The 15,353-nt window shown below is 26.1% G+C and carries 11 protein-coding genes and 1 riboswitch; of the genes, 7 read left to right on the top strand and 4 right to left on the bottom strand.

Going from position 1 to position 15,353, the window contains the following annotated elements; genetic code table 4:
- The coding region (locus T385_RS0101735) for a transposase (RefSeq protein ID WP_029905969.1) at positions 1-302 on the bottom strand (302 nt) is incomplete at its 3' end.
- Between the two features lie 413 nt (positions 303-715).
- On the opposite strand from T385_RS0101735, the gene T385_RS0101725 reads away from it, so the two are divergent.
- Positions 716-934: a hypothetical protein gene (locus T385_RS0101725; RefSeq protein ID WP_156953949.1), complete on the top strand. Its 219-nt coding sequence runs from the start codon at positions 716-718 to the stop codon at positions 932-934.
- Positions 935-1,065: 131 nt separating this feature from the next.
- Positions 1,066-1,401: a hypothetical protein gene (locus tag T385_RS0101720; protein ID WP_156953948.1), complete on the top strand. Its 336-nt coding sequence runs from the start codon at positions 1,066-1,068 to the stop codon at positions 1,399-1,401.
- 169 nt (positions 1,402-1,570) lie between these two features.
- Here T385_RS0101720 and T385_RS0101715 read toward each other — a convergent pair whose 3' ends face one another.
- Positions 1,571-2,635 carry a DUF4116 domain-containing protein gene (locus T385_RS0101715; RefSeq protein WP_051677957.1) on the bottom strand — a complete coding sequence of 355 codons (1,065 nt, stop codon included), beginning with the start codon at positions 2,633-2,635 and terminating at the stop codon, positions 1,571-1,573.
- A 100-nt stretch (positions 2,636-2,735) separates the two neighbouring features.
- Positions 2,736-2,825, bottom strand: a riboswitch (SAM riboswitch).
- Positions 2,826-3,200: 375 nt separating this feature from the next.
- Between T385_RS0101715 and T385_RS03735 the strand changes: the two genes are divergently transcribed.
- The 5 genes from T385_RS03735 (at position 3,201) to T385_RS0101690 (ending at position 9,053) form a co-directional block, all read left to right on the top strand.
- Complete coding sequence (locus T385_RS03735) at positions 3,201-3,443, top strand: winged helix-turn-helix transcriptional regulator (RefSeq protein WP_245601767.1); 243 nt, start codon at positions 3,201-3,203, stop codon at positions 3,441-3,443.
- A 289-nt stretch (positions 3,444-3,732) separates the two neighbouring features.
- Positions 3,733-4,206 (top strand): hypothetical protein, encoded by a 474-nt coding sequence (locus tag T385_RS0101705; RefSeq protein WP_029905960.1) that lies wholly within the window; start codon positions 3,733-3,735, stop codon positions 4,204-4,206.
- A gap of 464 nt (positions 4,207-4,670) precedes the next feature.
- The gene (locus T385_RS03560; RefSeq protein ID WP_051677956.1) at positions 4,671-7,466 is read left to right on the top strand and encodes an McrB family protein; all 2,796 of its coding nucleotides are present in this window, start codon (positions 4,671-4,673) and stop codon (positions 7,464-7,466) included.
- Positions 7,456-8,199 carry a 5-methylcytosine restriction system specificity protein McrC gene (locus tag T385_RS0101695; protein WP_029905956.1) on the top strand — a complete coding sequence of 248 codons (744 nt, stop codon included), beginning with the start codon at positions 7,456-7,458 and terminating at the stop codon, positions 8,197-8,199. The genes T385_RS03560 and T385_RS0101695 overlap by 11 nt, the downstream gene beginning before the upstream one ends.
- Before the next feature lie 140 nt (positions 8,200-8,339).
- Positions 8,340-9,053 (top strand): 5-methylcytosine restriction system specificity protein McrC, encoded by a 714-nt coding sequence (locus T385_RS0101690; protein WP_156953946.1) that lies wholly within the window; start codon positions 8,340-8,342, stop codon positions 9,051-9,053.
- A 159-nt stretch (positions 9,054-9,212) separates the two neighbouring features.
- On the opposite strand, the gene T385_RS0101685 is transcribed toward T385_RS0101690, so the two are convergent.
- On the bottom strand, positions 9,213-14,315 hold the full coding sequence (locus T385_RS0101685) for a DUF4011 domain-containing protein (protein ID WP_029905952.1): 5,103 nt from the start codon (positions 14,313-14,315) through the stop codon (positions 9,213-9,215).
- A 773-nt stretch (positions 14,316-15,088) separates the two neighbouring features.
- Positions 15,089-15,353 (bottom strand): hypothetical protein (locus T385_RS03705; protein WP_029905906.1); only part of this gene is annotated, 265 nt, incomplete at its 5' end.

Genomic DNA, 15,353 nt, shown 5'->3' with positions numbered 1-15,353 from the left:
ATTTCATATTTGCGAACCCATTGATATAGAATTCCCTTACTTACTCCTGCATTAATCGCAACAGAATTAATCGAATTTCCTGCAAGCACTCGAGATACTAACTCATGCTTTTCTTCTGAAGACCAAACCTTATTTTGTATTTTGTGCTTTAATGCTTCAGGTCCACGTGCATCTTCGATTCTGACCCATTTTCGAACTGTGGCTCTAAATAATTCTTTTGAAACACCATCAGGGGTGTTTGGCAACATACCTTGTCGATACATTTCAACACACTTTCTTTTAAATTCAAAATTATAGAGCATAAAAATAACCCTCCTTACTGGTTTTTATTTGTCCAGTAAAGAGGGTACATATCAAAATCAATGTTCTTGTTTTGTTCTTCTTTTGCAAACAAAAGAAGCAAAATTTCTTCTTCTTTTAAAAAAGAAGAAGCAAGAAAACTTTTAAAAATTAGGAATATTTGATAAGTATTTTTGTGTTTCTTGTAATGCTTCGTAAATTTCTTTAATTAGAATTTTTTCTTCATCACTCACTATTTCTTTATTGCTGATTTTATATATTAATTCAATTTTTTTGCTTTGATTCTAAACATTCGGTAAAAAATTATACTAACAATAAAAATCTCATAAAATAACTATTTTTTTCTACAAAAATGGTTGTTTTTTATATTAAACATAAAATTAGTAATTTAACAAATGATAAAAAATCATTCAAAATGATTGTGAAAGACAAAGTTTTTGATGATTTAAATAAAAAATTTAATATTGTTTTGCTCTATGAACCTATTAAAGAATCAGAAAGAGTTTCATTTTGCACTGAATACTTTACACGCTTAGTTGAGCAAGTTAAAAACATGAAAAAATTAACAAAAGAAGATGAACATAATTTTTCTGAATATCTTGATTTGAGCTTGATGAAAAACGAAGAATTTTAAGTGTAAAACCAAAGGAAGAATCATTTGAAAAACATATAAAAAACGCTTAATATTGTGCCATAGTAGCAAACGCTGAAAAAACAATTGATGAAGTGCAAAATACATACCACAATAGAGATAGCATTGAAAAAATGTTTAGATGAATCAAAACTCAAACCAACTTAAATAAAAACTATTCATACACTGATGGAGATTTAGAATCTAAAACATTTTTAACATTTATTAGTGGTATCGTAAGGGCCTACATAATGTTTTATTGCAAAGATTTAATAGCAAGAAAGAGAAATGAAACATACAGCACAATAATTAATGAATTGTCTAAAATTGAAGTTACAAAAATATCAGATACATATCTTCGTAGAAACGCATTTACAGCAAAACAAAAAGAGATTTTAAACGATCTTTTATTAGATACGAATCAGCTTTTACAACATGTAAATTTACTAAATTTAAGATTAAAAAAATAATGATAATTGCCGTTAGTATAATTTTTTACCGAAGGCTTAGAAAATAAACACAATTATTAAAAATGGTATGAATAAATTAAAAAAAGCGATTTTTGCGTATAAAATAGCGCAAATTTCGCTTTTTTAGTTTAAACTCCGAAACTCACTACTTTAATTAATCATAACAACACTATCTTTTTTTGTAAGATTCTTCTATTCATTTATACTCGTCATTGTAAGCATCTGCTATTCATTTAAATACATCAGGGTCATTCTTAATTTCTTTAGACACATATTCTGAATGCTGTAAAAAACAAATATTTTGCATGGACTTCTTGACTATTTCTTTATCTGCTCTTAATCTATCTGATGAGTTCATTAATTCAGAAGGCGATAATGAAACAGCAAGTAATACAACTTCTTTATCATCTTTTAATTCATCAGAGAGAAATTGTAAAGAACCTGGTCTTTTACTAATTGCTAATAATGCTAATTCTTTATCGTTTTTCAATCTATCTGAAGCATATCTTATTGAATAAGGGTCTTTTTGTATTGCTTGTAAAACAAAATCTTTTTTATCTCTCAATTGAGTTGGTGTATATTTTAAATTATCACCTTTTCTCTTAATAGCTTTTGAAGCAAAATCTAAATCATTTTTAAGTCGATCTGAAGCATATTTAAAATTGTTTGGCAGCCTTTTGACTGCAAACTCCATAACTTGAAAATCATCTTTAAATTTATCAAATATATCAACTAATATCTCTGGATTTTTTTCTATAGCATCCATTACAAATTTTTTATTATTTCTAAATTCATAGCTTAACCTTTTAAATAAATACCTATGATCAATTATTTCGTTCAAAACAATATTATAATGATCTTCATTATTAATATCAAAATCAAATAAATCAAAAAAACTGCAAAAATTCAACACTTGTCTAATAAATTCAGGCTCATTTAATATTTGCTTATCAACATGCCTTTTTAAAATAAGAGCAATAAAGTCATGTTTCACATCTCAATATACTTTCTCCAAAAATTTAATTATAAAATTAGGACTCTTTAAATAAGTCTTTTCTAATAATTTTCATGCAGATAAAACTTTTTCATAATTCAATATAAATTCATCTGATGAAATTATCTTAACTATTGCATCTATTTCGTTATATTCTTTTATGAGTTTCTCAGTTTTTTGTTTTTCAATTATGTTATTTTTAATGCAAATACTTGCTAATTCATCAAATATTTTTGTCATTTTTTCTCCTTCTTTAATAATTAATAGCAACTAAAAAAGAAAGAAAAAACTTCCTATAGTTATGATAGGAAGTTAATTATTTTTACCAAAATTAAACGCTTCACTATCATACAAGCTTTAGCACTTTGCCTTTGTTAGGTAAGTTGCTGAAGGTTCAATGAGCTTGTCTCTCCCCTTCTCTTTATAGTTACGATAGTATTATAAAAGATTTCTATTAATCTAAGTTAGAAAAATTAGTAAGTTATGAAATGGAAAAATAGCAAGCATGATATAACATTTTCAATTAATTCAACGTGTTTCAAGCGACTTATTTTGTTTTATATTTCTCACTTCCTCCTGTAACTATTGAAGCTCTTAATAGAGATAAAAGTTTTGATAGAAGGCAATATCTTAATAAAGAACTTAATGATATGTTCTTTTCTCTTAATTTGATAGAGTCTTATGGATCAGGAATAAGACGTACAAAAGATCATTATTAAAAAATGGCTCTCCTGAGCTCGTATTTTATCCGTATAATGAAGAAGATAACTATACCAATGCAGTTATGCACGTGAATGATGAATTTTTGAAAGACATTGATAGTAGTTATGAAAAAACTACTATGAAAACTACTACTAAAACTACCATGAAAGAGGAAGAGATTATTAAAATAATCACAGAAAATCCTCATATAAGTACGAAAGAAATGGCAAGGAAACTAAATCTTACCATTGATGGTGTACGTTATCATTTAACTAAAATGAGGAAAGCTAAACACATTCGATATGAAGGTTCAACAAAATTAGGTCAGTGGATAATATTGAAGTAGTGATAAGTTGTAATACACAGATCAAAAAGGTGATTAGAGTAAAATCTATCCACCTTTTTGTTTATAAAAAAAGATGTAAAAATACTAATAATGATTTTCATAACATTTTGGAGTTTATAAAACAGAATATTTTGCGAAGTGACGTATGTTACCCGAAGATCTTAAAGCTTGTTGGAAACAATCAAGCATACGACTTTAGAATTTAATTAAGTACTTATGTAATTATAGTTTTAAATACTAAACAAAATGAACCTTTTAGTTATAATTTAACTAAGGAATATAATTTGGTATGAAAAATCAGAGTTATGCAACAAAAAACGATTTAATTTTTAGACAAATTACAAAACATAGTGATTGAACAAATAAACAATTATCAATAGCTTTAGATGTCTCAATTTCAACTATAAAAAGAAAGCGAAAACAGTTGAGAGAGTTTCAAAAAACAGGAACTAAAAACAAAATCACGCACGGTAATTTAAATAACAAAAATGCTCTTAAACATTCGGATGAGAAATTTATAGGATTGTGCAAAACTTATTTTAAAAGTTATAGATTAACAGCGAATGAGAACAATAATGATAGTTCTTCTTTTTTATCTTTGATTTCCTTTTATAAATTTTTTGAAAACTTTGAGTGTTCAGAAACTAAAGATTTTTCATATTCAACTCTGATTAGACGCTTTAAACAACTTGGAGTTGCTAGTCCGTATGCAACAAAAGAAGGCAAAAAAATTGCTAAACGAAATAGAATAAATCTTAACTAATAAAGATTTATTTTTTATATTGCAATTTAAATATTACGAATCCTAAGAAAAAAAACAAGGCGGCGATTAAACTACAAAAGCGTATATAAGTTTGGTGATATCGTTGAAATCGATGGTTGTAGCAATTACTGATTTAATAGTCATAATAAATTACAATATTGCTCGCTCAAGATGTTGGTACAAATAAAGTTGTTTCAATACATTTTGAAGAACAAAACAGGAATATAAAAATTTTTTAATGTTCTTGTTTTCATCGAAATGTTGGTTAGATCAAAAAAACTATCAAATAACGGTATTAAAAACAAAATCACTGACATAATTTTTAACAAACACTGTATAACATTTATAATTAATTAAACCTATTCTCAAAAGGTTTATTTTGTTTGATATTTTACATTTGAAAAAGTGTTTTATTTGAACAAAGTTATTTACTAGTTATAAAACAAAGATTTTAGGGGATAAACATGCAACTAAATAAAGAATTAAATAAAGAAAATATTGATATTAATAAATTTACTGAATATTCACAATCATCAATAAAATTAATTTTAGATAAAGCAATAAAGAAACATAACCAGATAATTTTAACAGGAGCTCCAGGAACGGGTAAAACTTATAATGTTAGGTCTTATGTTAATGATCAGATTAAACTAAATAAAGATAGAAGTGAATTTGTTCAATTTCACCCGTCATATGATTATTCAGATTTTATAGAAGGATTGAGACCTGTTGTTTTAGACGAAGCTACTATTGAAGAACCTACGTTTGTAAAAATGGATGGTATATTTAAAGCATTTTGTAGAAAAGTAGTCACTGAAAATTACGATAAAATTAAAACTAAAAATCCAACTGAGGTTAATTTGCCATTCAGCGAACTATATAAAAAATACGAAGATGATTGTACGGATAAATATTTCTTTATCATTGATGAGATAAATAGAGCTGATTTGTCTAAAGTTTTTGGAGAACTAATGTTTGGACTTGAAAAGTCTTATAGGGGAATTGAAAATTCATTTCAAACGCAATATAAAAATCTAAAAACATATGAAATTACAAACGGAAAAGGAAAAATAATTGATTTTGATTGTTTTTCTGACGGCTTTTTTATTCCTAAGAATTTATATATTATTGGAACTATGAATGATATTGATAGATCAGTCGAATCATTTGACTTTGCTCTAAGGAGAAGATTTAAATGAATTGAAATAAAAGCTAATGAAGTTGCACATACATCATTAACTGAAATATTAAAAAATAGTTCTCCTGAACAAATTAATACCTTGGTTGATAAAATCAAAAAAATGAATAATGTTATTTCTGTTAAAGGAAGAGAATTAGGTCTTTCAGAAGCTTATCATATTGGTCATGCATATTTTAAAAAAGTTGATTTGAATAACCCCTTAAGTTTAAAACATATTTTTAATAGGAGTATCGTCCCAATTCTTAAAGAATATACAAGAGGAAGACAACAATCTGTTATTAATGATTTTATAGCTGAATGTGCTAAAGCATTAGAAGTTGAATATGAAGAAATAGAATGGATTATTATTAAAAATAAATTAATTAATTTATATGAAAATACTTATAAAGATAAGGTTTATGAAAAAGAACTGAATAAGCAAAATAAAACTATAGATAAATGAAAAGAGTATCGTCAACAAATTAAAGATGGAACAATTACATTAAAAGAGTATACAAATCGAAAAAAATTAGAACATTATTTAAATCACTTTTTAGAATGAGGTTCTAACATATTTGGATTGTCAAGACCTGGAAATGCTTTTCAATACATGATTAAAATGAACGACAATGGAACTTTTTATCTTAATAAATATGATAATGAAGAAGAACAAAAGGAAGCTGATAGTGAAACCGCTAATATATATTTTGAAGAAAAAATAAAACCTTTATTAAAAAAAATAGTAAATTGCAATTCATTTAAAGAATTATATGATTTAGAAAAAGATGACTTATATGAGAAATTTGTAGCTAAGCAAATTATTAAAAAAATGATTTGTTTAGAGTCTAAAGTTAAAGAATGTGAATACAAATATAGAATTGCTCAAATTTATAAAGATGAAGCAATTGAAAAAGGTCTCGACTTATTCAAAATAGAAAATGAAGGAATGTCTCAAATTAAACAAAATATTAATATAATGGAAAAAGCTTTTGAAATTTTGTCATTGGATATAAATAAAATTACCGAAAAGCAATCTTTTGAAGTTTCAAAAACATTAAGCAAAATACTTTTTGCTAATGAAAACTATATATTTGAAATAATATCAGATGCTTTAAAAGATTATAACCAGATAGTTTTAACAGGTGCTCCAGGAACGGGTAAAACTTATAATGTTAGGTCTTATGTTAATGATCGGATTAAAACAAATAATGATAGAAGTGAATTTGTTCAATTTCACCCATCGTATGATTATTCAGATTTTATAGAAGGATTGAGACCTGCCATTATTTTTAATGCAGCTAACGACAAGCCAACATTTGTAAAACAGGATGGTATATTTAAGGCGTTTTGTCGCAAAGTTATAATGAATAACTTTAAAGAATTAGGAGATACTTTACCAGTAACTTTTGAAGATTTTGAAAAAAAATATTCTGATGCAGAAGAAAATAATAAATTTAAAACAAAATACTTTTTTATCATTGATGAGATAAATCGAGCTGATTTGTCTAAAGTTTTTGGAGAACTAATGTTTGGACTTGAAGAGTCTTATAGGGGAATTAAAAATTCATTTCAAACGCAATATAAAAATTTAAGAACATATCAAATAGAGTCAGATGGAAAAGCTCATTTATTAAGTTTCGATTGTTTTGAAGGTGGCTTTTTTATTCCTAAGAATTTATATATTATTGGAACTATGAATGATATTGATAAATCGGTAGATGTTTTTGATTTTGCCTTACGAAGAAGGTTCCAATGAATAGAAGTAAATGCTAAAAAGATTTGCAAGCAATCACTTATTAATATGTTAAATATTGATAAAGAAAAAGCTAAAAAATTAGCAAAAAGAATTTGCGCTATGAATGATGTTATTTCTAATGAAGGTGCTAAATTTGGTTTATCCGAAGCTTACCATATAGGACATGCTTATTTTAAAGAATATAAATCATCTACATTACAAGAAATTTTTAATAATGACATTGCTTTAATTATTAAAGAATATACTAGAGGAAGAAATTCTGAAGAAGTTGATAAATTAATTTATGAGTGCGCCAAAGCTTTGGATGTATCGTATGAAAAATAAGATTACATTTTATGGAAGAGATTTTTCTTATATTTATAAAGATATAGGTCGTACTAAAATAAGCGGCCCTGATTTCGAATTATTAAATAGTAATAAGAAAAACATACTTTTATATTTTTTAAACAAAATAAAGACAGATGTTGAAGAATTAGTTGTTAATAATAGTAATCAACTTGTTAATAAAAGTAAAAAACGTTTAAAATATGAATTATTTAATCAACTAAGCGAAAATATATACTATTTTGATGGCCTTGTTGGAATATTATCAAAATCAATTAAAATTAAAAAAAGTGATATAAAAGGTGAATTATCAAAACAAGAGTCAAATGATGAATACGAGATTGAAATTACTCTTCAAATTCAATCTAGATTTGATGTAAAAGAGGATCAAAAAATCGGAGAACCAAATTTTCTATCTACAATGCTATCAGATAAATATTTGATCTTAAATGAAGATTTTATACCTTTAAATAGCAAAGTTAACATTTTTGATTATCTTTTATTATTTTCTTATAAATATAAATTAAAGGAAGCAAGCATTAAGGGGCAATTTAGAACATACCAAAGATTTGAAAAAAATGATGACAAGCTTAGAGGAACAATCGATGTATCTAAACATATTAAACAAAATATGTGAATGAACAGCGGTCTGATATCATATTCGTATAGAGAAAATAGTATTGACAATTACACTAATCATTTAATAGTTAAAACCTATCAATATCTAAAATAGTTAAAACCTATCAATATCTAAAGAAAAAATACTTTTCAAAGGTTAATAGAATATTCGATTCAGATACAGAAATGAAAAGATTGATCGACAATTTGTCATTTAATACCAAACATTGAAAATATAGTCTTAAAACAACTATTATGAAAAATTTAAATTCAATTTCACATCCCTTTTATATCGAGTATGAATCGTTAAGAAAAATATGCTTAAATATTTTAAGAAATGAAGGTATATCTGTTTTTAATGGAGATAATTCAAATAAAGTAGAAGGAATTTTATTCTATATTCCGACTTTATGAGAGAATTATTTAGAAGAATTTTTAAAATCTGATGAATATACTCTTTCTTCTCAAAAGGAAATTAAAATTATAGATTACAAAGGAGAAAGAAAATTCAAACAGCAAACATTTCCTGATTATGTTTTTTTTAGCAATGATAATGAGAAAAAACCTTTCATGATTTTAGATGCAAAATTCAAAGAGGCATGAAGCGAAATTATTTTTGAAGAAAAACCTTTTAGTGATGTATTGAGTGATTATGATAAATGTATAAGGGATATGGTATCAATTAATTGCCATGCTAGCGGTGTTATTTTTCCAAGTAATGATAAAAGATTAAAAGAACCCGAACCTTATGTAGAACATTCTATTAGTGAATTCAATAATGTTGATAAATTTTATACATTTCCAGTTTTTATTCCTTTTTCATCAAATGATTATAAATCTTGAAAAAAAGATTTTATAAATAACTTAAATAAGACATCATCGCTTGTTAAGTCTTATATTATCAAGGAAAAGAAATATATTCAAAATACAGAAATAATTTCAAAGCAAGCAGAAGAATTAAGAAAATAAGTTATATAAACTGAAATTAAACTTTTAACATATATATGGTTAATTTATAATTTTTCCTGCGTTTCCCACTTTAAGTATAAAATAGAGCTAACAAAGGGCTCTATTTTATACTTAAAGTGGGAAACGCAGGAAAGGCAACAAAAAAACAACTTATTTTATTTATAAGTTGTTTTTTTGTTCATCACTTAATGCGGAATTAAGTGGTAAATTGAACATTTTTGTTATTAATTCCTCAGTATCTTGTGTTTCGTAGGCTTCAGCAAGATAAACGTCATTATTTTCTTCTCAGATAATAATATTATATTTTGCTAATTTCGAAATCATTTGCGAAGCATAATTTTTTGCCACTGTAGAACGTTTCACATTGAAAGCAGTTAGAACAGTTGAAATAAAGTCATCATATGATGTTTTTCCTATATGTTTAAGGATGTATAGCATTAGATAACAAACTTCAAATTCTGCTAAGTCTTGGAAACTTCTATCACTGCGCTCTTTGCAAACAAGAGGTTTAAGTGATGAACCTATTTTGTGGTAAAAGTATTTTTCCTTGTTTCTATCATATATTTTAGTTAGGAAGTGTGGAGTGTGAATATCTAAACAATCATTAATTAATTCTTTAATTTTAAAGTAACTCAAAACATAGTTATATATTGAATCTGGAATACATTTTTTAACAACCATTACTATTGTATTTATATCTAATGTGTTGTAGTATTCAAAAATTTTATTAATAATTAAAGAAACAAAGTTTTTTATTCTATTTTTCTCTGCTCCTGTAGAAAATAATCGTTGAGATAAGGTCGTTGATGGTTCGAATGAATAAAAATCAATAATTAACTGCTTATTGTCGATATAGAATTTGTTTATAAATTCATCATAAGTTATAAAGTAATCAAATTCTATTTTTGATTTTCTTGAAATGGTTTGTACATTAAGTGATAAATCTTGTGCTTGTTCGTTGTCTGAATGTAATTTCTCAGGTTCTATTTCTTTGTGAGTAGTTTCAACGTATTCTTCTTCTTCGTCTTCTTCATCACGATTAATTTGTTGATGATGATCTATGCTAAAATACTCAACATTTTCATCGTTTTTGTCTTCTGTTTGTTTAGTGTATTGTTCGCTGTTATCTGAACCATTGTCAATGTTTTGCTCTAAAATTAAGTCATTATTTTGTGGTTTATTGAGATTTTTAAGAGAATTTTCAATAGCCTGGTGAAGTTTTTTGATTTCATATTCAGTATTCTTAAATCAATTAGTTGATCAAATTCGATAGATATTTCAACCTCTAGATTCTAAAAATGACTGACGCATAAAATCACGATCTAGCGCTGAAAATGATGAGAGATATGTTGCTCCATCACACTCAATACCAAGTGTATATTGCGAATCATCTTGAGGATTAAGCACACCTAAATCAATTTTAAATCTAGAACTGCCGACTTGATTATTAACTTTAAAACCTAATTTTTCTATTTCTTTATATACTTCCAACTCAAACGCACTATTGAATGTTTTAATACCTTGTTCTAAAGTTTTTTCGGTATTTGAATTTGGACCGTATTGTGCATATTTTAAGTATTCTTGCAAGAATACCAGTCCTTTGTTTTGTACGCTCTCTACACGAATATCAGAATAATTTATTGAACTTACAATAATAGTTGAAATTTTAGCTCGAGTGACTGCGACATTAAGCCTTCTTTCACCACCTTTTGTGTTTAAAGCACCAAAATTCATAGAAATTGTGCCTTTTCTGTTTTGTCCAAAAGTAATTCCAAGAATAATAATATCTCTTTCATCTCCTTGAACGGTTTCTATATTTTTGACAAAGAGTTTGTTTTCATCGTAGAGTTTATTGATAATTGGATTATTTTTTACATATTTTCGCAGTTTATTTTCAATAAGTGCTGCTTGTTTGAGGTTGAAGGTAACAACGCCAATAGATTTTGAATTACCATATTGTTTGCGTAAGTCTAGCAATAAATTAATGATGTATTCAGCCTCAATTTCATTGGTTTGGTCTTCATAAATACCATTGATTTTAAGGAATTTAATTCCTTTATATTCATCTGTTAAGTTGCGTGATTTTGTTGGACTAGGGAATGTAATTAATCTATTATCATAAAGAAATTCATTAGAAGGTGTGATAAGTTCTTCGTAGATTGAACGATAATGCCATTTAAGCATCATATCATTAATTTTACCTTGCATTCTATCTAATATTGATTCAAAATCAGATTCACTAGTGATATTTCCATCGCTTTCAGTAGGATTATCAACTGATTGGAAAAAGTTAGTTGGAGGCAATTGTTTATTATCGCCAGCGATAATAAATTGTTTTGCTGCACTTAAAGGACAAATGGCAAATTCTGTTTTTAATTGTGAAGCTTCATCAAAAATAACTACATCAAAATCTACATTTCTACGTGCAAAATATGTACTAAATGAAGTTGGCGAAAGCATTAAACATGGTTTAATTGTGGTTAAAAAGTCTCCATATTTTTCTATATATGACAGAATAGGCATTTTATTACGACTTTTTGCAATTTGTTGGTTCAGTATTTTATGATTTGTTGAAATAATACTTTCACCAGAAACAGGTGTATTTTCAATAACTTTTTGAATAATTTTATATTTAGCTATTTCAGAAAGGTAGTCTAAAGTTTGTTTGTATTCGCGCAAAATGTTTTCATACTCAACAGATGACCAATTTGGCATAAATTTATTAATGAAGCTATCGGTTATTAATAAGATAAAACGTTTAGCAAAAATATTTTTTAGGTTAGTGAATTTTTTGCTGTCTATATTTTGAATTATATATTGTGCAAATTCTTTGGTGTATTCATCATTTTCAAGTTGACAATACGAACGGTGGAAATCAATGTAGTCTTCATAAGTGAACTGAACATTTGTGAGATTGTGTAATTTTCTTTCAACATCCTTGAGTGATTCGTTTTCTATTGAATATTGCAGTATATTATCAGTGAACAATGAATTAAATTCATTGATTTTTGTATCAAATTCACTGAATATTTGACGATATTCATCAGCTAAAGCACCTATATCACGAAACATTTGTGCACATTGCATTTTACTTTGGAAGGTATTTAAATGCAACATATCGAATAATCTATTTAACTCAGCAAAGTATTTAATAGAACTTAATTCATTGCTTAATTTTTCATAATTCATTCCTGAGTAATCAATATTAAAAATATTTTTGCATGCATTTAAATCTAAGTCAATATTATTTTTTTGCTCATGAGCAATGTTGAAACTTTCTAAATCATTAATTAGTTCTACATCATTTATTTTGCGTTTTATTTTATATTTGAGAAGTTCTTTTTTTATGCTTCGATATTCTTTGCTAAAAAACTTCGCTAATTTACTTTTTTCCTTGTATAAAAGTGCTTTTTGAAGCATTTCATGCGGGTTTTTGTTTAATGATTCAGGTTTATATTTTTGTGTAATTTCACTTAAGTGATCTTCATATTTTTTTAATGAATTAACAATTTTTTCAATATGATCAGGGAGTGTTTTAAATGAATCATAAAACATATTATTATATTTATCTAAAAGATTAAATTTTGTGCTATCTGCGAGTAGTTTATTAATTAAACTCAATGATTCTAAAGGTGTTGAATCAATGTTGTTTTTTGCATTATCACTCAACATTTGAAGCATCTTATGTTTTAAATTGTTTAATAATGATTTAATTTTATTAAATAGTTCAAAATTGTGTTCCTTTTGAGTAAGAGACAATGATTGATCTTTGATACCATATCATGGGTTTTGTTTTGGTGATCGATTGATTATGTTTAATTTAAGTTCGAAATTATTGACTTTTTGTATTAATTCTTCATATTTTTCTTGTGTTATAGTTACATAATTAGGAATATTAAAAATTAAGTCCTGTGAGTCTAAATTAACTAGTTTTTGATATTCACCAATTAGTTCATAGATAGACTTACTGATTGAACCTCTTTTTTGAGTCAAATTTGTTTTAAATTTCTCAATTTCGTTAATAGAATTATTGTATTTTGAAACTCATTTTTGTACTGTTTCACTTGGAACCGACTGATAATTTTTTGAAAGTTCAAGGGTTCGACCTAATTCTTGATAAAACTCTTGTTTCTTAATTTCATTGCTGTGCAATCTCAATACTCAATTACTTAAACCAATTTTTTCAAGTAGATTATAAACAACGTTTATTGCTGATAGTTTTTCAGAAACAAAAAGTATTTTTTTATTTCGGGCTAAAAGTTCACAAATAATATTGGTAATTGTGTGACTTTTCCCTGTTCCTGGAGGACCTTGAATAATAAAACTTTGGCCTTTTATTGCTGATTGAATTGCTGCTTCTTGTGATGAGTTAGATTTCAAAACATGGTAATAGGATGTAGGGTCAATAGAATTATCAATATCAGTTTCATTAACTATTGGTTCATTAATTGATGCATTATCTAATGTGACATCTGATGCCAAAACATTCATAATTAATGAATTGCTAACTTCATCTTCAGAATTGCAAAGGTTGTTATATACATTGATAGATGAAAAAGGGAATATCGAGATATTTACTTCATCAACTATTCTTCATTCTGACTCATTTTCATTGTTTTCATTAAGTTTGTTTATGTCATTTGCTATAACTTCAAAATTTTTTCTAATTTGCTTGTATTCATCACTTAAACTTGCTTCAGGATTTAATGCTACTGTAAATAAATCAGTCTTTTTTAATTCGGTGCTTATTTTTTTCTCTAGTGAGTTATTGACTTGCAAATGTTCATTATCCAAAATTGTGATTTTAGGAATATCTTTTAGATGTCGACGTGATATTTGTAATGGTAAAAACGCTAAAGGAGATCTAATAGAATTTCCATTTAAGTCAACTCACTCTAAAATTCCAAAAGCTAAATATAGAACATTAATTCCACGTTCTTCTAACATCAATTTACATTTAGAGTAAATAGTGTTTAATGTTTTTTGTAAACCATCTATAGTTCTATGTGAAAAAAACACATTTTTTTCAATGCTTGTTATTGATTCATCTGTGTCTTTTGTTTCAATACTGTATGCATTATTTTTTTGATTTCTTTCAATACTGAGTAGTAATTCAGAAATGTTATTGCAAAGAATATTTATAGAATTATTTTCATTACCTTTGAAATTTATGAGTGGATTTCTAAGTGTTGTATCTAGTAATTTTGTTTTTAAATCATTAATTATTTGTTGTTTATTTTTAGAATTTATATTTGCGTCCATTACTTAACTCCTTGAAAAGATAATTGGTGTTTAAAAAGAAATTGAGTATAAAAAAATAAAATATTAATATAAACTTCTGGTTAAGAATTATACTAACAGCAATTATATTATATTATTTTATTAATCTTAAATTTAGTAAATATATATATTGCAAATTTCTTTCAAATACCAAACAAAATGAACCTCTTAGTTAGAATTTAACTAAGGAATATAATTTGGTATGAAAAATCAGAAATATGCAGCAAAAAACGATTTAATTTACAGACAAATTACAAGGCATAGCGATTGAACAAATAAACAGTTATCAATACTTTAGATGTCTCAATTTCAACTATAAAAAGAAAGCGAAAACGGTTAAGAGAGTTTCAAAAAACAGGGACTAAAAACAAAATCTCGCATGGTAATTTGAATAACAAACATGATATAACATTTGCGATTAATTCAACGTGTCTCATGTGTTTCATTTTGTTTGATATTTGAAACTTTTCCATTTTATAACACTATTTATTTTTGAAATGTGTGAAACATTAAACAAAATGAACCCCTTGAGGTTAGGTTAAATTGATTGTAAATGTTATATCATGTTTGTTAAAAATAACCAACAAAATTTTGTTTATTAATACCATTATTTGATAGTTTTTTTTGGTCAAACCAACATTTCGACGCAAAACAAGAACATTAAATAAATTTCAATGTTCTTGTTTCGTTCTTCTTTTGCAAACAAAAGAAGCAAAATTTCTTCTTCTTCTGAAAAAGAAGAAGCAAGAAAACTTTTAAAAATTAAGAATGTTTGATAAGTATTTTTGTGTTTCTTGCAATGTTTCAAAAATTTCTTTAATTAGAAATTTTTCTTCGTCACTTACTATTTCTTTATTACCGATTTTATAGATTAATTCAATTTTTTTGCTTAGATATGTATTGAACGTATAACCCGTTGCGTTAAGTTTGGCTAACTTGATTGCTTCAGGAATTGGGATTAGATGTTTGCGTTTGAGATAATCATTCACAAAAAGTTCATTCTTGTCTTCAATTTTTAAA

It is taken from the genome of Mycoplasmopsis opalescens ATCC 27921, assembly GCF_000712185.1.
GTDB classification, from domain to species: domain Bacteria; phylum Bacillota_I; class Bacilli_A; order Mycoplasmatales; family Metamycoplasmataceae; genus Mycoplasmopsis; species Mycoplasmopsis opalescens.
Note: the sequence above shows the minus strand (reverse complement) of the source record. Positions and strands in the feature narration are given on the sequence as shown.